Annotated in this window: 23 protein-coding genes; 5 read left to right on the plus strand and 18 right to left on the minus strand. The window is 71.1% G+C overall.

The features are described 5' to 3' along the window. The 4 genes from GTW40_RS32870 to GTW40_RS30765 form a co-directional block, all read right to left on the minus strand. Window positions 1-186 (minus strand): hypothetical protein (locus GTW40_RS32870; RefSeq protein WP_202486650.1); only part of this gene is annotated, 186 nt, incomplete at its 3' end. 261 nt (window positions 187-447) lie between these two features. After that, a complete protein-coding gene (locus GTW40_RS30755; protein WP_161183414.1) occupies window positions 448-1,230 on the minus strand; it encodes a TIGR03936 family radical SAM-associated protein in 783 nt (260 codons plus the stop codon). Window positions 1,231-1,276: 46 nt separating this feature from the next. After that, window positions 1,277-2,395 carry a hypothetical protein gene (locus GTW40_RS30760; RefSeq protein ID WP_161183415.1) on the minus strand — a complete coding sequence of 373 codons (1,119 nt, stop codon included), beginning with the start codon at window positions 2,393-2,395 and terminating at the stop codon, window positions 1,277-1,279. 42 nt (window positions 2,396-2,437) lie between these two features. Beyond that, complete coding sequence (locus GTW40_RS30765; protein WP_161183416.1) at window positions 2,438-3,052, minus strand: hypothetical protein; 615 nt, start codon at window positions 3,050-3,052, stop codon at window positions 2,438-2,440. Window positions 3,053-3,235: 183 nt separating this feature from the next. Between GTW40_RS30765 and GTW40_RS30770 the strand changes: the two genes are divergently transcribed. From GTW40_RS30770 to GTW40_RS30780, 3 genes are all read left to right on the plus strand, one after another. Next, on the plus strand, window positions 3,236-4,453 hold the full coding sequence (locus GTW40_RS30770) for a dipeptidyl aminopeptidase (protein WP_161183417.1): 1,218 nt from the start codon (window positions 3,236-3,238) through the stop codon (window positions 4,451-4,453). Between the two features lie 85 nt (window positions 4,454-4,538). Next, window positions 4,539-4,892, plus strand: a complete 354-nt coding sequence (locus GTW40_RS30775) for a DUF805 domain-containing protein (RefSeq protein ID WP_161183418.1) — start codon at window positions 4,539-4,541, stop codon at window positions 4,890-4,892. 193 nt (window positions 4,893-5,085) lie between these two features. Next, entirely contained in the window at window positions 5,086-5,580 is a 495-nt protein-coding gene (locus GTW40_RS30780) for a hypothetical protein (RefSeq protein ID WP_161183419.1), read from the plus strand. A gap of 45 nt (window positions 5,581-5,625) precedes the next feature. Here GTW40_RS30780 and GTW40_RS30785 read toward each other — a convergent pair whose 3' ends face one another. The 3 genes from GTW40_RS30785 to GTW40_RS30795 form a co-directional block, all read right to left on the minus strand. Continuing rightward, window positions 5,626-7,668: a restriction endonuclease gene (locus tag GTW40_RS30785; RefSeq protein WP_161183420.1), complete on the minus strand. Its 2,043-nt coding sequence runs from the start codon at window positions 7,666-7,668 to the stop codon at window positions 5,626-5,628. Window positions 7,669-7,853: 185 nt separating this feature from the next. Beyond that, the gene (locus tag GTW40_RS30790) at window positions 7,854-8,981 is read right to left on the minus strand and encodes a hypothetical protein (RefSeq protein WP_161183421.1); all 1,128 of its coding nucleotides are present in this window, start codon (window positions 8,979-8,981) and stop codon (window positions 7,854-7,856) included. A 9-nt stretch (window positions 8,982-8,990) separates the two neighbouring features. Then, complete coding sequence (locus GTW40_RS30795) at window positions 8,991-9,317, minus strand: helix-turn-helix transcriptional regulator (protein WP_202486640.1); 327 nt, start codon at window positions 9,315-9,317, stop codon at window positions 8,991-8,993. 78 nt (window positions 9,318-9,395) lie between these two features. Here GTW40_RS30795 and GTW40_RS30800 point away from each other — a divergent pair, with 78 nt between their 5' ends. Continuing rightward, window positions 9,396-9,599: a hypothetical protein gene (locus tag GTW40_RS30800; RefSeq protein WP_161183423.1), complete on the plus strand. Its 204-nt coding sequence runs from the start codon at window positions 9,396-9,398 to the stop codon at window positions 9,597-9,599. A gap of 55 nt (window positions 9,600-9,654) precedes the next feature. Here GTW40_RS30800 and GTW40_RS30805 read toward each other — a convergent pair whose 3' ends face one another. The 11 genes from GTW40_RS30805 to GTW40_RS30855 form a co-directional block, all read right to left on the minus strand. Next, window positions 9,655-11,580, minus strand: coding sequence for a TIGR03960 family B12-binding radical SAM protein (locus GTW40_RS30805; protein WP_161183424.1), 1,926 nt, complete (start codon window positions 11,578-11,580; stop codon window positions 9,655-9,657). A gap of 102 nt (window positions 11,581-11,682) precedes the next feature. Further along, window positions 11,683-13,182 carry a CYTH and CHAD domain-containing protein gene (locus GTW40_RS30810; RefSeq protein WP_161183425.1) on the minus strand — a complete coding sequence of 500 codons (1,500 nt, stop codon included), beginning with the start codon at window positions 13,180-13,182 and terminating at the stop codon, window positions 11,683-11,685. A gap of 267 nt (window positions 13,183-13,449) precedes the next feature. Then, entirely contained in the window at window positions 13,450-14,649 is a 1,200-nt protein-coding gene (gene rodA / locus GTW40_RS30815; RefSeq protein ID WP_161183426.1) for a rod shape-determining protein RodA, read from the minus strand. Further along, a complete protein-coding gene (mrdA, locus tag GTW40_RS30820) occupies window positions 14,646-16,895 on the minus strand; it encodes a penicillin-binding protein 2 (protein WP_161183427.1) in 2,250 nt (749 codons plus the stop codon). The genes rodA and mrdA overlap by 4 nt, the downstream gene beginning before the upstream one ends. A gap of 140 nt (window positions 16,896-17,035) precedes the next feature. Beyond that, on the minus strand, window positions 17,036-17,710 hold the full coding sequence (mreD, locus tag GTW40_RS30825; RefSeq protein ID WP_161183428.1) for a rod shape-determining protein MreD: 675 nt from the start codon (window positions 17,708-17,710) through the stop codon (window positions 17,036-17,038). Between the two features lie 13 nt (window positions 17,711-17,723). Then, window positions 17,724-18,668 (minus strand): rod shape-determining protein MreC, encoded by a 945-nt coding sequence (mreC, locus tag GTW40_RS30830; protein ID WP_161183429.1) that lies wholly within the window; start codon window positions 18,666-18,668, stop codon window positions 17,724-17,726. A gap of 169 nt (window positions 18,669-18,837) precedes the next feature. Next, window positions 18,838-19,857: a rod shape-determining protein gene (locus GTW40_RS30835; RefSeq protein ID WP_014672705.1), complete on the minus strand. Its 1,020-nt coding sequence runs from the start codon at window positions 19,855-19,857 to the stop codon at window positions 18,838-18,840. A 337-nt stretch (window positions 19,858-20,194) separates the two neighbouring features. Continuing rightward, window positions 20,195-20,608, minus strand: a complete 414-nt coding sequence (gene ndk, locus GTW40_RS30840; RefSeq protein ID WP_161183430.1) for a nucleoside-diphosphate kinase — start codon at window positions 20,606-20,608, stop codon at window positions 20,195-20,197. Between the two features lie 63 nt (window positions 20,609-20,671). After that, window positions 20,672-21,031, minus strand: a complete 360-nt coding sequence (locus tag GTW40_RS30845; RefSeq protein WP_161183431.1) for a DUF4233 domain-containing protein — start codon at window positions 21,029-21,031, stop codon at window positions 20,672-20,674. An 11-nt stretch (window positions 21,032-21,042) separates the two neighbouring features. Continuing rightward, a complete protein-coding gene (locus GTW40_RS30850; protein ID WP_161183432.1) occupies window positions 21,043-22,548 on the minus strand; it encodes a folylpolyglutamate synthase/dihydrofolate synthase family protein in 1,506 nt (501 codons plus the stop codon). Window positions 22,549-22,805: 257 nt separating this feature from the next. Next, window positions 22,806-25,430 (minus strand): valine--tRNA ligase, encoded by a 2,625-nt coding sequence (locus GTW40_RS30855; RefSeq protein WP_161183433.1) that lies wholly within the window; start codon window positions 25,428-25,430, stop codon window positions 22,806-22,808. A gap of 137 nt (window positions 25,431-25,567) precedes the next feature. Here GTW40_RS30855 and GTW40_RS30860 point away from each other — a divergent pair, with 137 nt between their 5' ends. After that, window positions 25,568-26,602, plus strand: coding sequence for a hypothetical protein (locus GTW40_RS30860; protein ID WP_161183434.1), 1,035 nt, complete (start codon window positions 25,568-25,570; stop codon window positions 26,600-26,602). The last annotated feature ends 15 nt before the right edge of the window (window positions 26,603-26,617 follow it).

Consider the following 26,617-nt stretch of genomic DNA (forward strand, 5'->3'; position numbering starts at 1 on the left):
GGCCTGCGACTGCTGGGCCGCGGACTCGTCGGCCCCGGTGGCGGGCGTGACGACCTCGGTGGGGGCCTCGGCGGCGGTGGGCGAACCCGCCGGCCGGGAGGCGGCTCGGCGACGCCTGCGCGGGGGCAGGGTGTCGCTCGGGGTGTTCAGTTCGGAACCCTCGTTGGGCTCGGTCGGTTCGAGCATCCGGGCATTTCTCCCGTCAGGCTCCCGGGCGCCGCGCCTGGTCCGGCGCCGGCCTCTTCGGGCCGTCCGCCGTTGACGTCCGCGGCCCGCGCGATGCGCGATGACCGCCGTCCGGGGCGCGGGCGCCGCACGGGAGCACTCAGTGTCCTGTCTCGCCGGTTCCGTACGCCTTGTCGGTACGGCCTGGCGAAAGTCTTCTGGTAGGTGCACCGCCCGACCCAGGTGGCTCCCGAGTACGAGGGCGGCGCTACGGCGTGTGTCCTACACGGAACCTTCCGGCGTCGCCGCCGTCGCGGCGGCAGCCGGTTCGGCCGTCTTGGCCTGGGCTGCCTCGCGGTCGGGCGCGAGCGGGTCGGTCACCGTGCCGGTCTCTTCATCGAAAGGCCCCTGCGCCAGCCTGGTCACCGCTGCGGGGACCGGCGGCGCCAGGTCGGCCACGGCGCGGAGACCGGACAGGACGTCGTCGGGTCGTACGGCAGGCGTCACGTGCCGAACAACCAGGCGCAGTATCGCACAGGGCCGGTCCTCCGGCCTATCAGCCTGCGGCTGCGTCTCCACGATCTCCAGGGAGGAGACGGCGGAACGGCAGTCGAAGGTGCGCACGCCGTTCTTGGTCGTGCGCTGCACCTCGACCGTGTCGGCCGCGTGGAAGGCGTCGACCGCGCGGCGGGCCTCGGCCGGGTCCACGCCGTCCAGCCGCAGCTCCCACAGGGAGGCGGCGAGCCGGTCGGCGAGGCCGGAGGTGTGGGCCTCGACCGCGTCGGTGATGTCCAGTCCGGCGGGCATCGACTCGTCGAGCAGGCCGCGCAGGGCCTCGGGGTCGCGCGGCGCGGTCAGGGCGATCTCGAGGTACTCCGCCTCACTGCCCGTGCCGGTGGGTGCGGCATTGGCGTACGACACCTTCGGGTGCGGCGTGAACCCCGCCGAGTAAGCCATGGGCACCTCGGCGCGGCGCAGCGCGCGCTCGAAGGCGCGCTGGAAGTCGCGGTGGCTGGTGAACCGGAGGCGGCCGCGCTTGGTGTAACGCAGTCGGATGCGCTGCACCGCGGGTGCGGGCGGTGGGCCTTCGGGCTGTCGCTTGCCCAGTGTCCTAGTCCTTCGTGAGTGCGGTCGTACTGCTACCAAGAGTACGTGTGCCGGGCTCGTGAGGTTCCCGCCGGTCCACCGCGACCGGGGGGCGGGGGTCGCCGAGGAGCATCCGGCGCAGGTCCCGGCGGGCCTGGCGGACGGTGTCGCGGGCGGTGGTGAGGGCCTGCCGCGAAGCCTGTCCCACGGCGCGCGCGACCTGTGCGGCGGGCCGCAGGACGTAATCGCGCACGACGTGTCCGACGGGGGTGAGGACGGTGCGGTACACCCATCGGACGGGTTCCACGAAGATCCACCGGAAGAGTGTGCCGAGCGCGCGTCCGACCGCCAGCGAGATGCGTCCGGCGATCCGCCAGGCGTGTCCGAGGGCGTCCGCGATCTCCCGCCCGACGACGGCGAGAACCCGGCCGACGGGCAGCAGGACCCGGCGCCAGAGCCACCCCGCGGGCAGCACCAGCAGGACGCGTGCGGTCCAGTACAGGGCGGTGCCGACCCCGGTGACGACCACGTCCGCGAGCCAGGACAGCCCGTGCCCGGCCGGTACGAGCACCCAGGTCCACAGCCAGAGGGCGGGCAGCACGAGCAGCACGCGCGCCGTCCAGTACAGGGCGATGCCCACTCCGGCCGCGACGGCCCGCGCGCACCACGCGACCGCGCGTCCGACGGGCGCGAGCACCCGGGCGTACAGCCACCCCGCCGGGACGACCAGCAGGTAGCGCCCCAGCCAGGCCAGCGCCGTGTACACCGCCGTGCCGACGACTCGCGCGAGCCACCCGGTCCCCCGGCCCAGCGGAGCGAGCACGCGCGCGTACAGCCACCGCGCCGGTACCACCAGGAGGAGGTGGCCCAGGAATCCGATCCCCTGGGCGACCGGCACGACGACCCAGCGCCACAGCGCCACCCACGGCCACACGAAGAGCGCCCGGCCCAGCCACAGCAGCGCGCGGCCCAGCGGGCGCAGCAGGGCGTCCCTCAGGAAGCGGCCGACGACGGTGAGGGCGTCCCACACAAGGCGTACCGGCACCACGAGCACGAGGACGACGATCCGCACGGGAACGCGGATCGCCACGGCGAGGCATCCCCCGGAGTACGCGGGCGTGGTGGGCGGCTTGTCCAGGTCCATGCCCGTACAGACGCAGGAGCGGCCGCCATGGATGCCTCCGTCTCACCCCTCCGCCACGGCGGTACGGCTCGCCTTGTACCGGTCCGGATACCACTGGGTGAAGCGGACGGCACCGACCAGCAGCGCGATCGGGACGACCCAGTTGAACCAGTCGTCCTGGTCGGGGAAGCGGATCGCGAGCCAGGTGAAGAGCGTCATCAGGGCGAAGGCGAGGCCCCACACCGCCGTCAGGACCATGTTGATGTGTTTGAAGACGGGCGAGTCCCAGTACTGACGTGGGGTCGACTCGCGCGCGTACTGCGCGGTGAAGGGGTCGGCGAGCAGGGAGCCGAGCGCCACGACGGCGACCAGGCCGTTGGAGATGACCTGGGCGTACGTCTCCACCCACAGCAGCTCGTCCCGGCTCAGGGCGAGCGCGAGGACCGCGAGTACGGCGAAGAAGACGATGCCCGTCACGTCGAGGACGCGGATCCTGCCGTGCAGCAGGTCCTGCGCGGCGAGGAGGAGGGAGGCGACCAGGGCGGCGAGCGCCGCGTACTCCCAGGTACTGGGGCTCGCGACGACGCCGAAGATGATCCAGGGGGCGAAGGAGAGGAACACACTGCCCGTGCCGACGGGCTTCTTGGCGGGGGCCTTCGTCGCCGTCTGCTGGACCATGGGGTTCCTCCGGTGACTCGCGTTTCCCTCGTTCGGCTCACGCTTTTCTCGTTTCATGGTCGCGCCGAGCGGGCCGGGCCGCACGCGCGCCGCCCGTGTGCGCACGGCCCGCGCCGCCCCTACCGTGGAAGGTGCGTTCCGGATGCGCGGGGGTCGGCACGGTCTGTCCCGGGAGCAGCCTCCATGAGCTACCGCTTCAACGAGAACGACCAGTTCAACTACGAGGTCCAGCTCGCCCTCGGCTCGGTGTGGCGGCGCGGCGCCGACGCGGGCGAGGTGCTGGCCACCGCCGCGGGGGTGGCCGACGGGGACGGCGCGGCGTGGTTCGACGCCTGGACGGAACTGGGGCGCCGGGTCAGCGAGGACGCCGACCGCTGCGCGGCCATGGGGCATCCGCTCAGTGCCCGCGCCGCCTGGCTGCGCGCGGCGGGCTACTTCGGCACCGCCCTGGTCGCCGCCGACGCGCTCCAGGGCGGCGGGAAGCGGGCCGCCGAGGTGTTCGCGGAGCACCGGGCCTGCCTCGACCGCTTCCTGCACGCCTGCGACCCGCCCGCCGAGCGGGTCGCGATCCCGTACGAGGACACGACGCTGCCCGGCTATCTGATCAGCCCGCCCGGCGCCGACGACGCCCCGCTGCCGACCCTGATCGTCAACAACGGCAGCGACGGCCCGCTGACCGCCGCCTGGACGCTGCTCGGCGCGCCCGCCGTGGAGCGCGGCTACCGCGTCCTGCTCTTCGACGGCCCCGGCCAGCAGTCGATGCTCTTCGACCGCGGGGTGACCTTCCGGCCCGACTGGGAGAACGTCATCACCCCGGTCGTCGACTATCTCCTGCTCCGCCCCGACGTCGACCCGCGCCGACTGGCCCTGGCCGGGATCAGCCAGGGCGGCTACTGGGTGCCGCGCGCGCTCGCCTTCGAGCAGCGCGTCGCCGCCGCCGTCGCCGACCCGGGGGTGGTCCGGGTGTGCGACAGCTGGTGGCAGCAGCTCGGCCCCGATCTGCGCGGGCTGTGGGAGTCCGGGGACCGGGACGCCTTCGACGCGATCATCGGGGAGGCGCTGGAGCAGAACCCGTCGCTGGCCGCGGTGTGGCGGTGGCGGGCCCGGCCGTACGGCATCGATGCGCCGTACGACCTGTTGACCGAGGTGGCCCGGTACGACCTCACGTCCGTCCTCGACCGGATCACCACTCCCCTGCTGATCACCGACCCCGAGGGCGAGCACTTCTGGCCGGGCGCCTCCCGGCGGCTGTACGACGCGCTGCCCGGCCCCAAGTGGCTGGTCCGCTTCACCGAGGAGGAGGGAGCGGACCTGCACTGCGAGCCGCTGGGACGCGCGCTGTTCGAGCAGCGGATCTTCAACTGGCTGGACGCGCGGCTGGGGACTCCGGCACGCACCTGAAACAGGGACACACCAGACTCTGGCGATCAATCATGACCGCTGCTTCCATGGAGCTCAAAACCAGAAACTTCACTGGGGGGCGAGTATGCACTGGTACGTCGACGTCCTGAAGAAGTACGCCGTCTTCACCGGCCGCGCACGGCGGCAGGAATACTGGATGTTCTTCCTGGTCAACCTGGTCATCGCGATCGTCCTGTCGATCGTCAGCCGGATCATCGGCACCATGGCCCTCAGCTGGATCTACAGCCTGGCCCTCTTCCTGCCCGGCCTCGGCGTCGCCGTCCGCCGCCTCCACGACACCGGCCGCTCCGGCTGGTTCGTTCTCATCGGCCTGATCCCCTTCATCGGCTGGATCATCCTGATCGTCTTCCTGGCCCAGGAGGGCCGCCCCGACCCCAACGAGTACGGCCCGAACCCGAAGTACGCGCCTGCGGTCTGACGATCAGTCAGATATAGGGAGGGGGCCCCGCCCGAGCATCCGGCCGGGGCTCCTTCCGCGCGCCGGGCCCACCCTCAGGTTCCCCTCAGAAACAGCCCCACTCGCTTGTGGCGGGCACGAACGCGCCCCTAGCGTCCGGGTGTCCGACGGCGACCACGGCGGACGCCTGGAGACTCACGAGGGGGAAGCGCATATGAGGTTCGGTGTGGGCCGGGCAGGGGTTCTCGCGGCCGTGCTGGTGTCCGTGTGCTTGACGGGCTGTACGGCCGGCACCGGCGGCTCGGGCGGCCAGCCGCACCACCGGGTGACCGCCTCCGCGTCGCCGGGCGCGACCCCGGCGGCCGAGAGGAAGCTCGCGGCGCAGGCGCGGGCGGCGCTCGACGCGAGCGGCGCCGGGCACGCGTCCATGGTCGAGTCAGGCGTGGAGCGCGTCTCCGAGGGCGTTCACACCGAGCCCGGGACGCAGTCGGGACGCGTCTACCGGCTCACCGTCGTCTGTGCCGGACAGGGCACGGCGAAGGTCACGCTCACGTCGGGCACGCCGGGCGCGCCGGTGCGAGCGAGGGCGGTTCCCTGTGATCGGTCCGAGGTGTTCGAGCGGTTCACGGGCGCACGGGGTGTACGGATCGATGTCGACGGGGACACCGGGGCGACCGGCATGATCGCTTGGCGGATCAACAAGGTGTGATCATCTGTCGCCCCGGTCACGGTCGCCGGGGCGATGGAAGCCGCCTCACTCCACCGCGATCCCGTGGTCCGCGAGCAGTTCGGCCAGGCCGCCCGGGTAGCCGCGGCCGCCGAGGACGAAGTCCCAGTCGCCGGTCGGGCGGCGGCGGAAGGAGCCGAGGACCAGGGCGGTTTCGCCGGGGCGGCCCTCGGAGACCTCCAGACGGCCGAGTTCGGCGAGGGCCGGGTCCAGGAGGCGGATGAAGGGGGCCGTGAAGCCCGAGAGGTCGGCGTGGGGGTCGGCCTCCGGGTCGACCGCGGCGACCAGGACGAGCCGGTCGGCCTCGGCGGGCAGGGCGTCGAAGGAGACGCGGACGGCCGCCTTGTCGGGCGGTGGGGCGGGCACCGAGCGGACGGACCCGTCCGGGGTGGCGGGGTTGTTGAAGAACACGAAGTGGTCGTCGCCGAGCACCCGGCCGCCCCTGCAGACCAGCGCGCACACGTCCAGCGCCACCTCGCCGGACCAGGACATGCCCAGCACGTTGTAGTCGCCGAGCGGCGCATCGGCGGCGGGACGGCCCGCGCGCTCGCCCAGCCGGCCGTGCAGCCCGTGGCGGTGCAGCAGGTCGACCAGTTCGGGGCCCGAGATCAGCTCCAGCGGCTTGCCCCGCGCGAAGGTGCGCGAGCCGGGCCCGAAGCCCGAGGTGGTCACGAGGACGCCCTTGTTCGCGCCGGTGTCCTGCACGGTCCCGTACAGATCCCGCACCGCCGTCGGCGGCACCGTGTTGCGGTACCGCTTGACCTGCACGACGATCTGCCCGCCCCGGATCGGAGCCGGATCGACGGCGTGCACGTCCACCCCGCCGTCGCCCGACCGCTCGGTCGTCACCGCCTCCATGCCCATGGCCCGGAACAGTTCGGCCACCAGCGACTCGAAGGCGATCGGGTCCATCTCGTAGAGGTCCGGCTCCTCCCCCGTGGGCGCGTGCTCGCCGGGGCCGACGCGTACGTCCTCCGGCCTGCGGCCCGCCCGTACCGCCACGAGCTGGTCCGGCCGCGCCGAGAGCAGACCCCGCAGGGCCTCCGTCAGACAGCTCACCGGGTCGGCCTGGGCGAGGTGGAGAGCGGTGAAGGTGTCCTTCGGCGCCATGACCGTCGCCAGACAGATCAGGGCCTGTCTGCCCGTCGCCGGATCGTGGTCGTCGACGACGCCGTTGACCGCGACCGAGTCCAGCGCCCCGAACTCGTCGGCAGCGAAGACCTGTTGGACCACCAGGAGCAGACACTGCGCCAGCACCTCGCGGTACAGCGTCCGCCGCTGCCCCACCGGGCGCGGTGTCTCCTTCTCCTGGTCCAACGTGGGCATGTACCGCACCGACTTGGCCTCCGGCACCACGGCGAACCCCGGCAACTCCCAGTCCAGCACCAGCTGTCGGGCCACCGGGTCGTACGCCGCGCGCGGCACGCACGGGAAACCGCCGGGCCACGCCGTGGAAGCCCGCAAGGCGGCCCCGAAGTACGCGACCACCGCCTCCGGTTCACCCCGCCGCACACTCTCGGCGGCCTCCGCGACCCCCGCGTTGTGCCGCCGGACCTCGGCCAGCCGGACCGCCATCCGCTGCTCGTACTCCCGCTGCCGCACGGCGAGTTGCAGCTGACGCCGGGACTCGGCCGCCTGCGCCGCGAACCAGTCGTGCTCGAACCGGGTCCGCGCGTCCGCCTCCGCCTGCGCCCGCTGCGCCGCCGTCCAGCCGCCCCGCGCCGCCCGGTACCGCTCCGGATCGGGCATCCGCACCGGCCACCCCAACGGCCCCGGATCGAACGGCTCGACCTCCTCCGCACGCATCAACCGCGCCACCCGGAACACCGGAGCACCGCACCCGGCCGCCAGCAGCCCCCGCAGCGCGGCCACCCGGGCCTCCAGCTCCTCCGTACGCCGCCGCGCCTCGGCCTGCCGGAACTCCCGCTGACTCTGCGCGAGTTCCCGCTCCCTGGCCCGCGCCAGGCGCTCCCGTTCCCGCTCCCGCCGCGCCTCGTCCTCACGCAGACGCTGCTGCTGACGCTGCGCCTCCGCCCAGACCCCCGCCAGACCAGAAGAGCGACGACTCATCCCCTGCAAGCCCTCCCCAGGACATCGGCACCGCCGACCCCACCCTCCGGCTGCCCCCAACCGGACGTAACCGGACGACTCTAACCGCACGGAACGATCCGTACATCCCTTTGGAGCATGGAGGTTCGGAACCCTGCCGGATCGCACCGGATCCCGGCGGATCCAGCCGGGTTCCGCACCCGGTTCTACGTCGGCTCCTCCGTCCCGTCGTCCGGGCGCAGGGTGCGCCAGGCCCTCCGCGCCCGCGACTGGACGTACGCGCTGAGAAGGGCGAGCGGAAGGGCGGCCCAGGTGACGAAGGTCAGACCGAGCCAGCCACGGACGAACAGGAGGACGATCGTGTCCACCACGACCGTGAAGCCCGCGCAGACGAGATCGGACGCGACGATGCAGTCGATCAGCTGGAGCAGACCCGGGCGGCGCCTGCCCTCGCGGGGCGCGAGCAGCCCCTGCAGGAAGGGGATGGTGCGCAGGATCAGCCGCAGCCGGAACGCCCCGATCACGTTGCTCAGCGCATAGGCGAGCCGGACCAGACGCTTCCTGGCGCCCGCGAGGTCCTGGGCCATCTCGGTCTCGTAGTCCGCCGCGTACTCACCGCCCACGATGTGTCCGGCCAGGATCGCCAGCCGGGCACACACCGCGTCCACGAGCGCGTCGACGCGCCGACGGCGCGGCGGAACGGCGACCGGAGGGACGGGGGCTGGAGAGACGGGGGATGGAGAGACGGGGGATGGAGGAACAGCCGTCGGCGGGACGGCCGTCGGAGGATCGACCACCGGAGCGACGGCCACCGGCGCAAGGGTCGTCGGAGGAACAACCGTCGGCGGAACCGTCGTTGGAGGGTCGGCCACCGGAGCGGTGGTCGACGGGGGTCCGGCCGCCGGGGGACGCACCGGCGACGGGTCGGCCGCCGGGTCGCCGTCGCCGTCCGGTCCGGCGGCCTGCCGAGGAGGCGTCGCATCGGGCACGGTACCGGCAGAGGCGTCCTCTCCAGCACCACCCTGCGGCGGCGAGGACGGCGGGCCGTCGGCCGCCAGCAGCCTGCGGCCTTCCCGAATGATCATCAACGCGTAGAAGAAGCGGAGGAGTCGGGGTGCCTCGAGATGGTCGTTGACCATCTCCTCGATCCGTTCGTGGAGCGCGTCGTCGCCGACGGACCGGGCGAAAGCCTTGACGCGCTGCTCGACGCGGCGGACGGACCGCCGGGTCAGCCAGTGGAACAGCTCCAGGGGGAACCTGCTGAGCATCAGCACGGTGCCGATGATCACTTGCACGACCCAGAAGTTCGGGTCCTGCAGGTACTCCAGCCCCATCCTCACTCCTTAGGCAAGTCCCGTCTCCGGGCGGTGGTGGGCGGTCCGGGACTCGCGCGCGGCACGCTCCCGCAGCGCGGCGCGGGCGTGTTCCCGCCCCATGGGGGTCAGCTGGTAGAACCGGCGCCGCGCGCCGCGCACATCCGGCCCCTCGTCCTGCTCCCAGACACTGGTGACCCACCCGATGTTCTCCAGGCGGGCCAGGATCGGGTACACCGTGCCGGTCATCAGGCCGGTGCCCTGCGCGATCTTCAGTCCGTACAGCTTCTCCGGGCCCTGATAGAGGACATCAAGCACCTCCAGGGTCGCCTTCGTCATCCTCGGGTTCTGCGCCATGCCGCCAACTCTACACATCTAGAGTCTAGATATGTAGAGTTGGGCTCCTAACTCTATACATCTAGAGATGGAGGCGACATGGCGCGCGATCACCGCCTGACGGGGCTGTGGGTGGCCGTCTCGGTCCTGTTCGGCCTGTTCATCGGCGCGGCGGCGGCCCTGCTCAAGTGGAGCGACAGCCACGGGGTGGCGGCGGCCCTGCTCACCGGCGGAACCGCCTGCGGCGGGGCGATCACGCTCGCCCTCGTCGTCATCAACACCCTGCGGCGCGGCACACCGTAGGCCAGAAACGGCTGAACCCCCCTCGGAGCGAGGGGGGTTCAGCCATGCGTGCGGGCTACTTCTTGACCGCGAGCGGCAGCAGCTTCTTGCCCGTGGGGCCCACCTGGATCTGGGTGTCCATGGCGGGGCAGACACCGCAGTCGAAGCACGGGGTCCAGCGGCAGTCCTCGACCTCGGTCTCGTCGAGGGCGTCCTGCCAGTCCTCCCAGAGCCAGTCCTTGTCGAGACCGGAGTCGAGGTGGTCCCAGGGAAGGACCTCCTCGTAGGTGCGCTCGCGGGTGGTGTACCAGTCGACGTCGATGCCGAAGGGGGCGAGCGCCTTGTCGGCGCAGGCCATCCAGCGGTCGTAGGAGAAGTGCTCACGCCAGCCGTCGAAGCGGCCGCCGTCCTCGTAGACCGCGCGGATCACGGCGCCGGTGCGGCGGTCGCCACGGGAGAGCAGGCCCTCGACGATGCCGGGCTTGCCGTCGTGGTAGCGGAAGCCGATGGAGCGGCCGTACTTCTTGTCGCCCCGGATCTTGTCGCGGAGCTTCTGGAGGCGGGCGTCCGTCTCCTCGGCGGAGAGCTGCGGGGCCCACTGGAACGGCGTGTGCGGCTTGGGCACGAAGCCGCCGATCGACACCGTGCAGCGGATGTCGCCGGAACCGGAGACCTCGCGGCCCTTCTGGATGACGTGCGTCGCCATGTCGGCGATCTGCAGGACGTCCTCGTCGGTCTCCGTCGGCAGACCGCACATGAAGTACAGCTTCACCTGGCGCCAGCCGTTGCCGTAGGCGGTGGCGACCGTGCGGATCAGGTCCTCCTCCGAGACCATCTTGTTGATGACCTTGCGCATGCGCTCGGAGCCGCCCTCGGGGGCGAAGGTGAGACCGGACCGGCGGCCGTTGCGGGTCAGCTCGTTGGCCAGGTCGACGTTGAACGCGTCGACGCGGGTCGAGGGCAGCGAGAGGCCGATCTTGTCCTCGGTGTAGCGGTCCGCGAGGCCCTTGGCGATGTCGCCGATCTCGGAGTGGTCCGCGGAGGACAGGGAGAGGAGGCCGACCTCCTCGAAGCCGGTCGCCTTCAGGCCCTTGTCGACCATCTCGCCGATGCCGGTGATCGAGCGCTCGCGCACCGGACGCGTGATCATGCCCGCCTGGCAGAAACGGCAGCCGCGCGTGCAGCCGCGGAAGATCTCGACCGACATCCGCTCGTGGACCGTCTCGGCCAGCGGCACCAGCGGCTGCTTCGGGTACGGCCACTCGTCCAGGTCCATGACGGTGTGCTTCGACACGCGCCACGGGACGCCGGAGCGGTTGGGGACGACGCGGGCGATACGGCCGTCGGGCAGGTACTCCACGTCGTAGAAGGCCGGGATGTACACCGCGCCGGTCTTCGCCAGGCGGAGCAGCACCTCCTCGCGGCCGCCGGGGCGGCCCTCCGCCTTCCACTTGCGGATGATCTCCGTCATGTCCAGCACGGCCTGCTCGCCGTCACCGATGATCGCCGCGTCGATGAAGTCCGCGATCGGCTCGGGGTTGAAGGCCGCGTGGCCGCCCGCGAGGACGATCGGGTCGTCGATGGTGCGGTCTGCGGCGTTGAGCGGAATGCCCGCGAGGTCCAGCGCCGTGAGCATGTTGGTGTAGCCCAGCTCGGTGGAGAAGGACAGCCCGAACACGTCGAACGCCTTCACCGGGCGGTGGCTGTCCACCGTGAACTGGGGCACCTTGTGCTCGCGCATCAGGGCCTCCAGGTCCGGCCACACACTGTATGTGCGCTCGGCGAGGACGCCCTCCCGCTCGTTCAGTACCTCGTAGAGGATCATGACGCCCTGGTTGGGCAGACCGACCTCGTACGCGTCCGGGTACATGAGGGCCCAGCGGACGTCTGAGGATTCCCACGGCTTCACCGTGGAGTTCAGTTCCCCACCGACGTACTGGATCGGCTTCTGCACATGCGGGAGCAAAGCTTCGAGCTGCGGGAAGACCGACTCGACGGACATCGCGGCATTACCTTCGTGAGCTGACGGGGGTGCCCCCGGCCGGAGGCTGGGGGGAGGGGTGACCATCCAGCGTAACCCGGTCGGCGCAGTCCTCCGTACCCTTCAGAGCGGGAAGCGGGACACGATCTTCCGCCACCGTCCGGGCAGCTCCGCCTCCACCCGCTCCGCCCGCCGCTCCTCGCGCCCGTACAGCACCCCGTAGGGAAACGCGTTCTCCCCCGCCCCGTGCGCCACCGCCGCCAGCTCGCGCAGGGTGCGGCGGGCCATGACCGCGTCCTGGTGTTCACCGAGGAGGGTGGTGAGGGACTTCATGGACTTGACGAGGGCGCGGGCCGGGGCGCCGAGGGCGTCTGCGGCCGCCTCCGCGCCGTACCGGGTGCGCTTGGCCTTCTTGCGGGCCTCGTGCAGCGTGCGGTCGCGCTCCTCGCCGGGCGGCAGCTCCAGGGCGGTGTCCATCAGCCGGGAGAGCTTGGCGAAGTCCGTCCGCAGGGCTTTGCTCAGGGTCTTCCCCGGCTTGCGCGCGGCGCCCTTCAGCAGGGGCGGGTCGGTGAGCAGGGCGTCCAGGGTGTCGAGGAGGGCGAGGTAGCGCGCGGAGTCGAGTACGCCGATCAGCTGGGCCCGGGTGCTGTGGTGGCGGGCGGTGGCCCAGCCGGTCAGGCGCTCGTGGACGGGTCCGGTGACCAGGTCGTCGGGGAGACCGGCGAGGTCGGCGGTCAGGCGCTCGGCCAGCACCTCCTGGTCGCGGTCGAGGCCGAGCTCCCCGGCGAGCCACTTCAGCTCGGCCGCGAGCGGGGCGGTGACGGCGGGGTCGAGCACGCTGGGGAGGCCGCGCAGGGCGGAACGGGCCCTGCGGGTGGCCACGCGCATCCGGTGCACGGCGTCGGGCAGGTCGCGGCGGACGGCGGGGTCGCCGGAGAGGATCGCCTCGCGCTGCTCGCGCAGATAGGCGAGGACGTGGTCGCCCGCGGTCACCGGAGCGGCGGGGGCACCGGCACCACTCCCCCGGCCGCCGGTCTCCGCCAGCGCGCGGGCGAGCTTGGACGGCGACTTCGACGGCGTGAGCCCCGCCGCCCGCAGCCGCTTCTCGATCCGGTCCAGGAGGGCGGGGTCGCCGCCATCGGCCAGTTCCACCTCGGTCTCGGTCCAGTGGGCGGTGCCGCCCGCGCGGTTGAGCCGCTCGGCGGTCACGGTGTCGGTGCTCGCCTCGGCCAGCAGGGTGCCGTCGGCGTCGAGCAGGTCGAGGACATGGCGGGCGCTGCGGAGCCGGATCACGGGGACCAGCCCGACGCCGCGGACCCGGGAGCGGACCAGCGCGGCGATCTCCTCGGGCACGGTGTCCGACAGCGGCGCCCGGATCTCGTCCCGGACCCCGGGGGCGACGGGGAACTTCACATGCCACCCGGCGTCCCCGCCCCCAGTGCGGCGGCGCAGGGTGAGGGAGGCGGCGGCGAGCCGTTCGTCGGGGGTGTCGTAGTAGGTGGCGTCCAGTTCGGCCACGCCCCGGTCGGCGACCCGGGCCACCCCGGCGGTGCCGGTCACCTCGGGGAAGCCGCCGTCCCCGCCCTCGTACTTCCGCTCCACTTCACGCGTCACGTCCGCCATGCACCGAATCTAGAACGCCCCCGCGACCGCATCCACCCCCCGGACACGCCGAAGGGGCGGGAGTGGACCTCCCGCCCCTCGCCGCACCTCCGAGCCCGACCGAAGGCCGCCGGTGAGCCGCGCCGTATGCCTCGCCCGGCCCCGACCGTCCACCCCCGACCGGTTCGCCCCCACTCGTGGGCCCCGCTCGTGGGCCCCGGCCGTAAGCCTCGGCCGAACCCCGACCGTATGCCCCAGCCGTGAGCCCCCGTCGAACCGCCGGAGGCACTACGCCGACATGGGCCGCTGCACCCTGATCGACTGCAACAGCCCCACCGCGATCCAGACCGCGAACATCGACGAGCCTCCGTAGGAGACGAACGGCAGGGGGAGACCGGTGACCGGCATGATGCCGAGGGTCATGCCGATGTTCTCGAAGGACTGGAAGGCGAACCAGGCGACGATCCCGGCGGCCACGGTCGTGCCGTACAGCTCGGGGGAGTCCAGGGCGATACGGCAGGCCCGCCACAGGATGACGCCGAGGAGGACGATTATCAGGCCCGCGCCGAGGAAGCCCAGTTCCTCGCCCGCGACCGTGAAGACGAAGTCGGTCTGCTGCTCGGGCACGAACTGGCCGGTGGTCTGCGAGCCGTGGAAGAGGCCCGCGCCGGTCAGTCCGCCGGAGCCGATGGCGATGCGGGCCTGGTTGGTGTTGTAGCCGACGCCCGCCGGGTCGAGGTCGGGGTTGGCGAAGGCGGCGAAGCGGTTGATCTGGTATTCGTCCAGGATGTGCAGCTGCCAGATGGCGACGCAGCCGAGGACTCCGGTGAGGAGCAGGCCGAAGATCCAGCGGTTGGAGGCGCCGGAGGCGAGCAGCACGCCCAGGATGATGGCCACCATGGCGAGGACCGTGCCGAGGTCGGGCATGAGCAGCACGATCATGATCGGCACGGCGGCCAGGCCGAGCGCCTGGAGGACGGTGCGGTGGTCGGGGTACGGCTTGTCGCCCGCGTCGACCCGGGCCGCGAGCAGCATGGCCATGCCGAGGATGATCGTGATCTTCACGAACTCGGCGGGCTGGAGCGAGAAGCCGCCGCCGAACACGATCCAGTTCCGGCTGCCGTTGATGGTGGCGCCGAGCGGGGTGAGGACCAGCAGCACCCCGAGCAGGGAGACGCCGTAGAGGACCGGCACGGCGTTGCGGAGGGCGCGGTGGCCCAGCCAGACCGTGCCGATCATCAGGGCGACCCCGATGCCGAGGTTCATCAGATGCCGGAGCAGGAAGTAGTACGGGTCGCCCTGGTTGATCTCCGTGCGGCCGCGGGTCGCGGAGAAGACCAGCAGGGAGCCGATCAGGGACAGCGCCAGGGCCGCGAACAGTATCGGCCAGTCGAGCCGCCGGGCCACGGAGTCGCGGGCGAGGAGCCTCGTCCAGCCGGCCCGCTCGGGGCCGTATCCGGAGACGGAGAAGCTGTTGGTGCCGGTCATGTGCGCGTCCTCCGGCTTCCCCTCCGGCGGGGCCGCCTGCGGGTGTTGCTGTTGGTGTTGTCCGTGGGCGCGGTGGCCGCGGGCTGGTCGTCCTCGGCGTTGGTCGCGTTGTTCTTCTGGGCGGCCTCGACGTCCTTGGCGGGGTCGCCGACGATCTTGGGTGCGACGACGGTGCCGTCGGTGCGGACCTTCGGCAGGGTCTTCTGCGGCTGGGGCAGCAGGGCCTTCTTGTTGTCGATGGAGCCGTCGCCCTGGACGCCGTAGAGCGCGCTGTAGATGTTGCGCACGGCCTCACCGGAGGCTCCGGAACCCGTACCGGCCTGGGCGATCGTCATGATCACCGTGTAGTCCTTGGAGTAGGTGGCCAGCCAGGAGGTGGTCTGCTTGCCGTAGACCTCGGCGGTACCGGTCTTGGCGTGCAGCGCGATCTTGTCCTGCGGCCAGCCGCCGAACTTCCAGGCGGCGGTGCCTCGGGTGACGACGCCCGCGAACGCCTCGTTCATGCCCTTGAGGGTGGCCTTGCTGACGGGCAGTCGGCCGGTCTTCTTCGGCGGGATCGGCGTGACCGTCTTGCCGTCGGGGCTGATGACCGCCTTGCCGATGGTCGGCTGGTACATCGTGCCGCCGTTGGCGACGGCGCCGTAGATCACGGCCTCCTGGATCGGCGTGACGAGGGTGTCGCCCTGGCCGATGGAGTAGTTGATCGAGTCACCCTCGCGCATCTTGTTGCCCTCGAGGCAGTTCTCGTACGCGATCATCTCGACGTAGGAGCCGTTCTTCTTGCCGTACTTGCACCAGGCGTCCTTGTTGGCCTTCCAGTAGTCCTGCTTCCACTGGCGGTCGGGGACGCGGCCGGTGACCTCGTTGGGGAGGTCGATGCCGGTCTCCTTGCCGAGGCCGAACTGGTGGGCGGCCTTGTAGAAGAAGTCCTTCGGCTGGCCCTTCTTGGGGTTGATGCCGCCGTCCTTCTTCCACTGCTGGTCGGCGAGGTAGTAGAAGACGGTGTCGCAGGAGACCTCGAGCGCGCGGCCCAGCGGGATCGGGCCGAAGCTCTCGCCCTCGAAGTTCTTGAAGACCTGGCTGCCCACCGAGTAGGAACTCGTGCAGGGGTAGCGGCCGTCGAAGTCGTAGCCCGCCTCGACCGCGGCGGCGGTGGAGATCACCTTGAAGGTGGAGCCGGGTGCGGCCTGGCCCTGGATGGCCCGGTTGAGCAGCGGGTAGTCGGAGTTCTTGCCGGTGAGGGTCTTGTAGTCCTTGGCGGAGATGCCGCCGACCCAGACGTTCGGGTCGTAGGTGGGGGCGGAGGCCATGGCGACGATGCGGCCGGTCTTGGCCTCCATGACGACCACGGCGCCGGAGTCGGCCTTGTAGTTGGTGCCGGTGATCTTGTCGAACTGCTGGCGGGCGACCTTCATGGCCTTGTCCAGTTCGTACTCCGCGACGCGCTGGACGCGGGAGTCGATGCTGGTGACCAGGTTGGAACCGGACTCGGCCGGGTCGGCCTTGGCCCTGCCGATGACGCGGCCGAGGTTGTCCACCTCGTAGCGGGTGACACCGGCCTTGCCGCGCAGTTCCTTGTCGTACTGCCGCTCCAGGCCGGAGCGGCCCACCATGTCCGAGCGCAGATAGGGCGAGTCGGTGTCCTTGGCCTTCTGGATCTCGTCGTCCGTGACGGGCGAGAGATAGCCGAGGACCTGGGAGGTGTTGGACTTGCCGGGGGCGCCGTAGCGGCGCACGGCCTCGGGTTCGGCGGTGATGCCGGGGAAGTCCTCGGCGCGCTCGCGGATCTGGAGGGCCTGCTTGGGGGTGGCCTCGTCGGTGATCGGGATCGGCTGGTACGGCGAGCCGTTCCAGCAGGGCTGGGGGGTCTTCGCGTCGCAGAGGCGGACCTTCTGCACGACGTCCGCGGCCTTCAGGCCGAGCACCCCGGCGAGCTTGGCGAGGACCGCCTTGCCGTCGTCCTTCTGCTTGAGGAGGTCGGTGCGGGAGGCGGAGACGACCAGGCGGGTCTCGTTGTCCGCGAGGGGGATGCCCCGGGCGTCGAGGATGTCACCGCGCACGGCGGGGTCGACGACCTGCTGGACGTGGTTGCCGGAGGCCTCGCGCTGGTACGCGGCGCCCTCGCGGATCTGGAGGTACCACAGGCGGCCGCCGAGGGTGCCGAGCAGGGAGAGGACGAGGATCTGGATGACGACGAGCCGGATCTGGACCCTTGGGGTCCGTCCGGTCTCGGGAATGTTGGTCACTGCGGCTGCCTCCCCCTCTCAGTGCGCGGACGCGGATGCGTGGACGCGTACGTGAACGTGTGTGCGTACGAACGATGAACGCGGGGCCGGTGTCGGCCCGTTCCCCCAAAGCTGACTCTTTCGGGTGAAGTCGCCCGCTGTCACAGCCGCTTGACCCCCTTGATGCGTCCGACCCGGGCGGAGCGGGTGCGGGCCTTGGCCTTGAGGGTGCCGAGGCCGCTCCGCCCGCCGACGCGCAGGCCGGTGCCGGAGGAGAGCCAGCCCGAGGAGATGTTCCCGGCCTTGACGGACGGGCCGTTCTCGGTGAGCGGGTCGTTGTCGGTGCGGCGGGCCAGCCACATGACGCCGGGCACGACGAACGGCGCGAGCAGCAGGTCGTAGAGCGCGGCGGAGAACAGCAGCCCGGTCAGGCCGACGTGGCGGGCGGCGGTGTCCCCGACGAGGGCGCCGACGCCCGCGTAGAGCAGCGTGGAGCCGACGGCGGCGGCGACCACGACGGCCATCGGGCCGGTCGCGGACTTCAGCCGGCCGTTCTCCGGCCTGACGAGCCCGGCGCAGTAGCCGATGACGCAGAGCACGAGCGCGTAGCGCCCGGCCGCGTGGTCGGCGGGCGGGGCGAGGTCGGCGAGGAGTCCCGCACCGAAGCCGACGAGGGCGCCGCCGACATGGCCGTAGACCATGGCGAGGCCGACGACGGTGAGCAGCAACAGGTCGGGCACGGCGCCGGGCAGGTGCAGCCGGGCGAGGACGCTCACCTGGATCACCAGGGCGACGACGACCAGTGCGGCGGCGAGCAGAATGCGGTTGACGCGCATGGTGGTTCGGCTCCTACTGCTGCTGCTCGTCGGTGGACTCGGGCGCGTCGGCCGAGGGGGTGACCGTCACGGTCACGGTCGGCGTCGGGACCGGCTTGGGCTTGCTGGGCAGGACCTCGTCGCGCGGGTCCTTCTTGGGTCCGGAGACGACGACGCCGACGATGTCGAGCTTGCTGAAGCCGACGTACGGCGTGACGTACAGGGTGCGGGTCAGGCCGCCGCCGGAGGGGTCGACGCGGGAGATCACGCCGACGGGCACGCCGGGCACGAACGGCTTGTCGGCCTGCGAGCCGAAGGTGACGAGACGGTCGCCCTTCTTCACCTCGGCCTTGCCGTTGAGGAGTTCGACGCGCAGCGGACGGTCGCCCTGCCCGGAGGCGAAGCCGAGTTCGTCGCTGCCCTCCAGCCGCGTGCCGACGGTGAAGTCGGGGTCGTTGGCGAGGAGGACGGTGGCGGTGTCGGGGCCGACGGTGGTGACCCGGCCGACCAGTCCGTCCCCGTTGAGCACCGTCATGTCGCGCTTGATGCCGTCGTTCGCGCCCGCGTCGATGGTGATGGTCCAGGAGAAGCCCTGGGCCGCTCCTATGGCGACGACCTGGGCGCCCTTGATGCCGTACTGGCCCTCACCGGCGATCTTCAGCATCCGGTCCAGCTGGTTGAGGCGGCTGCGGTTGCGGTCGTCGCTGCCGAGCTTGGCCTTGAGGGCCGCGTTCTCCTTCTCCAGTACGGCGAGCCGGTCGTGGCGGGTGCCGGAGTCACGGACGGCGGAGACGGCCTCTCCGACCGGATCGACCGCCGAGGCCAGTCCGTTCTCGATCGGGCCGAACGCCGCGGCAGCGGCATGCCGGGCGCCGTCGACCGGCGAGTTCCGGCCCCCGCGGATGTCCACCGTGATCAGTGCGAACGCGATGGCGATCAGCAGGACCAGGAGCAGCCGGCTCTCTTTCGTGTCCCTCACGTGCGGCGGCCGTGCCTTCCTCTAATAGGAATTCGAGGACTGCCGGAAAAACGCCAACACGAAAGGAAGCGCCAATCCGAGCGGTCCGTTTGCGGGAGCTTATGCCTCTATATCAACGATCCGCCGCACGAGCGAAGAACGTCTCGTACGGCGGAATCGAAGTGTTACGTCATCTGCGCGGCTGCGCGTCCAGCACCTGCTGGAGTGCCTCGAACTCCTCGACGCACTTGCCGGAACCCAGCGCGACGCTGTCGAGCGGGTCCTCGGCGATGTGGATCGGCATTCCGGTCTCGCGGCGCAGCCGCTCGTCGAGGCCGCGCAGCAGGGCGCCGCCGCCGGTCAGCACGATGCCCCGGTCCATGATGTCGCCGGACAGCTCCGGCGGGCACTTGTCCAGGGTCGTCTTGACGGCGTCGACGATCGCGTTGACCGGCTCCTCGATCGCCTTGCGCACCTCCGCGGCGGAGATGACGACGGTCTTGGGCAGGCCGGACACCAGGTCGCGGCCCCGGACTTCGGTGTGCTCGTCGGTGTCGAGGTCGTACGCCGAACCGATCGTGATCTTGATCTGCTCGGCCGTGCGCTCACCCAGCAGAAGGCTGTACTCCTTCTTGATGTACTGGATGATCGCGTTGTCCAGTTCGTCGCCCGCGACGCGGATGGACTGGGCGGTGACGATGCCGCCGAGCGAGATGACCGCGACCTCCGTGGTGCCGCCGCCGATGTCCACCACCATGTTGCCCGTGGCCTCGTGGACCGGCAGGCCGGAGCCGATGGCGGCCGCCATGGGCTCCTCGATGATGTGCACCTGGCGCGCGCCGGCCTGCGAGGACGCCTCGATGACGGCGCGGCGCTCGACGCCCGTGATGCCCGAGGGCACGCAGACGACGACGCGCGGACGGGCGAGATACCGCCGCTTGTGGATCTTCAGGATGAAGTAGCGGAGCATCCGCTCGGTGATCTCGAAGTCGGCGATGACGCCGTCCTTCAGCGGGCGCACGGCGACGATGTTGCCCGGCGTCCGGCCGATCATCTTCTTGGCTTCGGCACCGACCGCGAGGATGCCACCGGTGTTGGTGTTGATGGCGACGACGGACGGCTCGTTGAGTACGATCCCGCGACCCCTGACGTACACCAGCGTGTTGGCGGTCCCGAGGTCGACAGCCATGTCACGGCCGATGAACGACATTGAGTTCCCCATCAGGATTCGTCTGGCCTACCCACGAGCTTTTGAGGGCTTTTCAGGTAGGCGAGGTGGGTGCGGTGACGTGAAGGGTTCCATCGTAGACGCGCCTTCACGGACATCGCGCGAGGGTCTTCGCCATTGTCAGCAGATGACGCGGCGCCTCGCTTGTGGAGACGGCCCATCGGGGGCACACGTTCCCCCGATCGCCAACGCATATGCCGAGGGACGGCCGAAATCGTACGGCCGTCCCAGGTCCGGGGCTTCGGCCGGTCTGACGATCCCTCAGAAAAATTCTTGGAAACTCCGCACGGCGTAGCCCGGACGGGCCGCCGGGCACCGGTCAGACACGGCCCGGGAAGAAGATCTTCACCTCGCGTTCGGCCGACTCCTCGGAGTCGGACGCGTGGATCAGGTTCTCGCGGACGATGACGCCGTAGTCACCGCGGATGGAACCGGGCGCCGCGGCGATCGGGTCCGTCGGACCGGCGAGCTGCCGCACACCCTCGATGACCCGCTCACCCTCGACGATCAGGGCGACGACGGGGCCGGAGGCCATGAACTCGACGAGGGGCTCGTAGAACGGCTTGCCCTTGTGCTCGCCGTAGTGCAACTCCAGGGTGTCCTGGTCCAGCGTGCGCAGCTCCAGCGCCGTGATCCGCCAGTCGGCCTTGCGCTCGATACGGCTGATGATCTCGCCGGTCAGGCCACGACGGACGGCGTCGGGCTTGAGCAGGACGAGGGTGCGCTGGGTCACGGAAGACTCCTTAGGACTGACGTGTGCGGTGGCACGAGGTTACAGGGCGTGTCGTGGCGCCCGTCACGCAGCGTCAGGCGTGGAGGTGGGGTCGGCCGCGGCCGCGAAGCGGGCCTTCGCTTCGTCCACCTTTCGGCCGTAGTGCACCGACGCCCACCACAGGGCGGCGAAGACCGCGCCCATGATGTACATCATCGGCACGAAGATCCCCGAGACGATCAGCGCGAGCTGGAGGGCCCAGCCGAGGGCGACGCCGCCCGGCCGGGTCACCATGCCGCACAGCAGCACGGACAGGGCCATGGCGATCCCGCACACCAGCCACACCGTGGACATGGCGAGCGAGGGGTCCTTCATGGCCACCAGGCCCGCGAAACCGATGATGAAGAACTCACCGATCAGCGTCGATGAACAGAGCGTACGCACGACGGAACCTCTCAGCCCTTCCCGAGCAGCAGGCGTGCCTCGCCCACCGTGATGACCGAACCGGTGACGAGCACACCGCCGCCCGCGAACTCGCCCTCCTCCTCGGCCAGCGTGATCGCGGCCTCCAGGGCTTCCGGCAGCTGCGGCTCGACCTGGACGCGGTCCTCGCCGAACACCTCGACGGCCACGGCGGCCAGCTCGTCCGCGTCCATGGCGCGGTGGCTGGAGTTCTGCGTGATGACGACCTCCGCGAAGAGCGGCTCGAACGCCTCCAGGAGTCCGCGCACGTTCTTGTCCGCGCTCGCGCCGACCACACCGATGAGCCGGCTGAAGTCGAACGCCTCGCGCACCGCCTCGGCGGCGGCCTCGGCACCGGCCGGGTTGTGGGCCGCGTCCAGCACGACGGTCGGGGACCTGCGGACGATCTCCAGGCGGCCCGGGCTGGAGACGGACGCGAACGCCTTGCGCACGGTGTCGATGTCCAGCGGCTGCGCGCGCTCGGCGCCGACGCCGAAGAACGCCTCCACGGCCGCGAGGGCCACGGCGGCGTTGTGCGCCTGGTGGGCGCCGTGCAGCGGGAGGTAGACCTCCGGGTACTCGCCGCCCAGGCCGCGCAGGGTGACCAGCTGTCCGCCGACCGCGACCTGCCGGTCCACCACGCCGAACTCCAGACCCTCACGGGCCACGGTGGCGTTCTCCTCGACGGCCTTCTTCAACAGCACCTGCGCCGCGTCCACCGGCTGCTGCGCCATGATCACGGTCGCGTCCGGCTTGATGATCCCGGACTTCTCGACGGCGATCTGCTCGGGGGTCTCCCCCAGCCGGTCGGTGTGGTCGAGCCCGATGGGGGTGATCACGGCCACGTCGCCGTCGATCACGTTCGTCGCGTCCCAGCTGCCGCCCATGCCGACCTCGACGACGGCGACGTCCACCGGCGCGTCCGCGAAGGCGGCGTACGCCATGCCGGTCAGCACCTCGAAGAAGGACAGCCGGTACTCCTGGGAGGCGTCCACCATCTCGATGTACGGCTTGATGTCCTGGTACGTCTCGATGAACCGCTCGGCGCTGATCGGGGCGCCGTCCACGCTGATCCGCTCCGTCACGGACTGCACGTGCGGGCTGGTGTAGCGGCCCGTGCGCAGCTCGAAGGCGCCGAGCAGGGCCTCGATCATGCGGGCGGTGGAGGTCTTGCCGTTGGTGCCGGTGATGTGGATGGACGGGTACGTGCGCTGGGGCTCGCCGAGTACGTCCATCAGCGCGGCGATCCGGGTGACGGAGGGCTCCAGCTTGGTCTCACCCCAGCGGCTCGCCAGCTCCGTCTCGACCTCGCGCAGGGCGCGGTCGACCTCGGGGTCCTCGGGGCGGGCCGGCACGTCCGCCTGCGGGGGGCCGCCCTGGGTACGCAGGGTGCGGCTGCCCGCCTCGATCACGGCGAGGTCGGGGTCGCGGTCTGTCTCCTCCGCGATGATCTCGTCGAAGGGGTCGGGGCTGTCGTTACCGGGCTGCTCGTCGCTCACGGGGCCAGTTTACGGACGGGTGGGGTGGTTGCGCGTGGTGGTCCGGCTGCGGGTGCGTTGTGGCCGTTCGCGCAGTTCCCCGCGCCCCTAGGGGGTTGCAGCTCAGCGGCGCTGAAAAGCCACTCCCACCCAGCTGCGGGCAGTCGTGCCGCTGGGGGCGGCACGGGTGGGCGCAGCGGCACCCCGCACGCGCGGGCAAGCGACAAGGCCCCCGGCGCAACCAGAGCACCAGGGGCCTTGCTTAGAACCGCGTTCGCTTACGCCTGCGGCAAGCGGTCCAGCTGGGACTGGAGGCGGGTCATGTCCTCTTCCGCCTTGGCGAGACGGCCGCGGATCTTGTCGACCACCGCGTCCGGCGCCTTCGCCAGGAACGCCTCGTTGCCGAGCTTGGCCGTGGCAGCCGCCTTCTCCTTCTCCGCGGCGGCGAAGTCCTTCGCGAGCCGCTTCCGCTCCGCCGCGACATCGATCGTGCCGGAGAGGTCGAGAGCGACCTCCGCACCGGCGACCGGCAACGTCGCCGTCGCCGTGAAGGACTCCCCCTCCGGCTGGAGGCGGAGAAGCTGACGGATCGCCGCCTCGTGCGGAGCGAGGGCCGTACCGGTCAGCGTGAGCCGCGCAGGCACCCGCTGGCCGGGCTGCAGCCCCTGATCCGCGCGGAAGCGGCGGACCTCGGTGATGACCGACTGGAGGGACTCGATCTCCCGCTCGGCGGCCGCGTCACGGAAGCCGGAGTCGGTGGGCCACTCGGCGATGACCAGCGACTCCCCGCCCGTCAGCGTCGTCCACAGCGTCTCCGTGACGAACGGGACCACCGGGTGCAGCAGCTTGAGCGTGACGTCGAGGACCTCACCGAGGACCCGCTTGGAGACCTCGGCCGCCTCGCCGCCCGCCTGGAAGGTCGTCTTGGACAGCTCGACGTACCAGTCGAAGACCTCGTCCCACGCGAAGTGGAACAGCGCGTCCGAGAGCTTGGCGAACTGGTAGTCCTCGTAGAGCGCGTCGACTTCGGCGACCACCGAGTTGAGGCGGGAGAGGATCCAGCGGTCCGTGGCGGACATCGCCGACGGCTCCGGCAGCGGGCCCTCGACCGTCGCGCCGTTCATCAGCGCGAAGCGGGTCGCGTTCCAGATCTTGTTGGCGAAGTTGCGCGAGCCCTGGACCCAGTCCTCGCCGATCGGCACGTCGACGCCCGGGTTGGCGCCGCGCGCGAGGGTGAAGCGCAGGGCGTCGGAGCCGTACTTGTCCATCCAGTCCAGCGGGTTGACGACGTTCCCGAAGGACTTCGACATCTTCTTGCCGAACTGGTCGCGGACCATGCCGTGCAGGGCGATGGTGTGGAACGGCGGGGTGCCGTCCATCGCGTAGAGGCCGAACATCATCATCCGGGCGACCCAGAAGAAGAGGATGTCGTAGCCGGTGACCAGGACGGAGTTCGGGTAGAACTTCGCGAGCGACTCGGTCTGCTCGGGCCAGCCCAGGGTGGAGAAGGGCCACAGGCCGGAGGAGAACCAGGTGTCGAGGACGTCGCTGTCCTGGTGCCAGCCCTCGCCGGTGGGCGGCTCCTCGTCGGGGCCGACGCAGACGACCTCGCCGTTCGGGCCGTACCAGACGGGGATGCGGTGGCCCCACCACAGCTGGCGCGAGATGCACCAGTCGTGGAGGTTGTCGACCCAGTCGAAGTACCGCTTCTCCATCTCCTGCGGGTGGATCTTGACCTTGCCGTCGCGGACCGCGTCACCGGCGGCCTTGGCGAGCGGGCCGACCTTGACCCACCACTGCATCGACAGGCGCGGCTCGATGGTGGTCTTGCAGCGCGAGCAGTGGCCGACCGAGTGGGCGTAGGGCCGCTTCTCGGCGACGATCCGGCCGTCGGCGCGCAGGGCGGCGACGATGGCGGAGCGGGCCTCCAGGCGGTCCAGGCCCTGGAAGGGGCCGGGGGTGGTGATGACGGCGTGCTCGTCCATGACGGTGATGGACGGCAGGTCGTGCCGCTGGCCGATCTCGAAGTCGTTCGGGTCGTGGGCGGGCGTCACCTTGACGGCGCCGGTGCCGAACTCGGGGTCGACGTGCTCGTCCGCGACGACCGGGATGGAGCGGTCGGTCAGCGGGAGCTTGATGAGCTTGCCGATGAGGTGCTGGTACCGCTCGTCCTCGGGGTGGACGGCGACGGCCGTGTCACCGAGCATCGTCTCGGCGCGGGTGGTGGCGACGACGATGGTCTCGTCCCCGTCGCCGTACTTCATGGAGACGAGCTCGCCGTCGTCGTCCTGGTACTCGACCTCGATGTCGGAGATCGCGGTGAGGCAGCGCGGGCACCAGTTGATGATGCGCTCGGCGCGGTAGATCAGCTCGTCGTCGTAGAGCCGCTTGAAGATGGTCTGGACGGACTTCGACAGGCCCTCGTCCATGGTGAAGCGCTCGCGGGACCAGGCGACGCCGTCGCCGAGGCGGCGCATCTGGCCGGAGATCTGGCCGCCGGACTCGGCCTTCCACTGCCAGACGCGCTCGACGAACTCCTCGCGGCCCAGGTCGTGGCGGGACTTGCCCTCCTTGGCCAGCTCGCGCTCGACCACGTTCTGGGTGGCGATGCCGGCGTGGTCCATGCCGGGCTGCCACAGGGTCTCGAAGCCCTGCATCCGCTTGCGGCGGGTCAGCGCGTCGATGATCGTGTGCTCGAAGGCGTGGCCCAGGTGGAGGCTGCCGGTGACGTTGGGCGGGGGGATGACGACGGTGAAGGGCGGCTTGTCGCTCTTCGCGTCCGCCTCGAAGTAGCCCCGCTCCACCCAGCGCTCGTACAGCGGCCCCTCTACATCGGCCGGCGCGTACTGGGTCGGCAGTTCGGTGTCGGGCGCTGATGGCTGCTGCTGAGCGTTCTCGGTCACGGGGGTCAGTTTAGAGGTGCCGGGGGGTGGTCCCGAAACGCGTTTGTTCTGTAACGGTGCGGCCCCCGGTGCCGTGCCCCTGTCACGGCTGGGCCAGGATGGCGGGGACACAGGAGCGTGTGGAGGGGAACCGAGGAATGAGCAGCAACCAGCCGGGCCCGTACGGCGGACCGCCCCAGCAGCCGGGTCCGTACGGCCCGCCGGCCGGGCAGCCCGGCCCGTACGCCCAGCCGGGCCCCTACGGCCAGCAGCCGCCGCCCGCGCCCCGGCCCGGCTACGGCTATCCCCCGCAGGGCGCGGCTCCGGTACCGCCCCCGCCGCCCCCGCCCGGGGCTCCGCAGCCGGGTTACGCGTACCCGCCGCAGGGCGTGCCGCCGCAGCAGAACCCCTACGGGCAGCCGCAGGCCCCCTACGGGCAGCCGCAGCCGAACCCGTACGGCCAGCAGCCGCCCTACGGCCCGGCGTCCTACGGGGCTCCGCAGGCGCCGGTGCCTGCCGGGGGCAAGAAGAAGACGGGGCTGATCGTCGGGGCGGCCGCGGTGGCGGTCGCCGTGGTCGTGGGCGCGTTCTTCGCGTTCAGCGGCGGCGGGGACGGCTCGGTCGCGGACGACGGCCCGCACAAGCTGGTGACGCCCTCGCGGGTGCTCTCGGAGTACAGCAAGGGCAAGAGCGACGCGGGCGCCATGACGCAGGACGACCTGAAGGACGCCGAGAGCTGGGGCGTGCAGGACCCGAAGGACGTGACCGCCGAGTACGCGGCCGGGAACGAGGCGAACCCGCTGAGCAAGAAGCTCATGGAGTTCGGCGGGGTCTACGGCACGGTCGCCGATCCGGCGAAGACCGTGGACGCGATGTTCGCGTACCTGAAGGACCAGGGGAACAAGGACCAGGCGAACAAGTACAAGCTGGAGGGCGAGCCGCAGACGTTCACGCCCTCGGCGCTCGGGGACGCCGTGCTCAAGTGCCAGCACGCCAAGGTGGCCACCAACAGCACCGCCAAGGGGATGCCCGCGCAGATGACGGTCTCCGTCTGTGTGTGGGGCGACCACAGCACCATCGGTTTCGTGATGCCGATGGACATCGCCACGCTCGCGGCGGGCCGCCCCAGCGACCTGGAGGCGGACGCCGACCTGGTGGCGCGGCTGCGCAAGGAGATCCGCGTCGCGGCCTGACCGCGGCTGTGGCCT

Origin of the sequence: Streptomyces sp. SID4985, assembly GCF_009863025.1 — a bacterium.
Lineage (GTDB): Bacteria > Actinomycetota > Actinomycetes > Streptomycetales > Streptomycetaceae > Streptomyces.

Coding starts and splice junctions, on each gene's coding strand:
- GTW40_RS30760 (WP_161183415.1), bottom strand. CDS start 2,395: ATGGACCTGGACAAGCCGCCCACCACGCCCGCGTACTCCGGGGGATGC.
- GTW40_RS30765 (WP_161183416.1), bottom strand. CDS start 3,052: ATGGTCCAGCAGACGGCGACGAAGGCCCCCGCCAAGAAGCCCGTCGGC.
- GTW40_RS30770 (WP_161183417.1), top strand. CDS start 3,236: ATGAGCTACCGCTTCAACGAGAACGACCAGTTCAACTACGAGGTCCAG.
- GTW40_RS30775 (WP_161183418.1), top strand. CDS start 4,539: ATGCACTGGTACGTCGACGTCCTGAAGAAGTACGCCGTCTTCACCGGC.
- GTW40_RS30780 (WP_161183419.1), top strand. CDS start 5,086: ATGAGGTTCGGTGTGGGCCGGGCAGGGGTTCTCGCGGCCGTGCTGGTG.
- GTW40_RS30785 (WP_161183420.1), bottom strand. CDS start 7,668: ATGAGTCGTCGCTCTTCTGGTCTGGCGGGGGTCTGGGCGGAGGCGCAG.
- GTW40_RS30790 (WP_161183421.1), bottom strand. CDS start 8,981: ATGGGGCTGGAGTACCTGCAGGACCCGAACTTCTGGGTCGTGCAAGTG.
- GTW40_RS30795 (WP_202486640.1), bottom strand. CDS start 9,317: ATGGCGCAGAACCCGAGGATGACGAAGGCGACCCTGGAGGTGCTTGAT.
- GTW40_RS30800 (WP_161183423.1), top strand. CDS start 9,396: ATGGCGCGCGATCACCGCCTGACGGGGCTGTGGGTGGCCGTCTCGGTC.
- GTW40_RS30805 (WP_161183424.1), bottom strand. CDS start 11,580: ATGTCCGTCGAGTCGGTCTTCCCGCAGCTCGAAGCTTTGCTCCCGCAT.
- GTW40_RS30810 (WP_161183425.1), bottom strand. CDS start 13,182: ATGGCGGACGTGACGCGTGAAGTGGAGCGGAAGTACGAGGGCGGGGAC.
- rodA (WP_161183426.1), bottom strand. CDS start 14,649: ATGACCGGCACCAACAGCTTCTCCGTCTCCGGATACGGCCCCGAGCGG.
- mreD (WP_161183428.1), bottom strand. CDS start 17,710: ATGCGCGTCAACCGCATTCTGCTCGCCGCCGCACTGGTCGTCGTCGCC.
- GTW40_RS30835 (WP_014672705.1), bottom strand. CDS start 19,857: ATGTCGTTCATCGGCCGTGACATGGCTGTCGACCTCGGGACCGCCAAC.
- GTW40_RS30860 (WP_161183434.1), top strand. CDS start 25,568: ATGAGCAGCAACCAGCCGGGCCCGTACGGCGGACCGCCCCAGCAGCCG.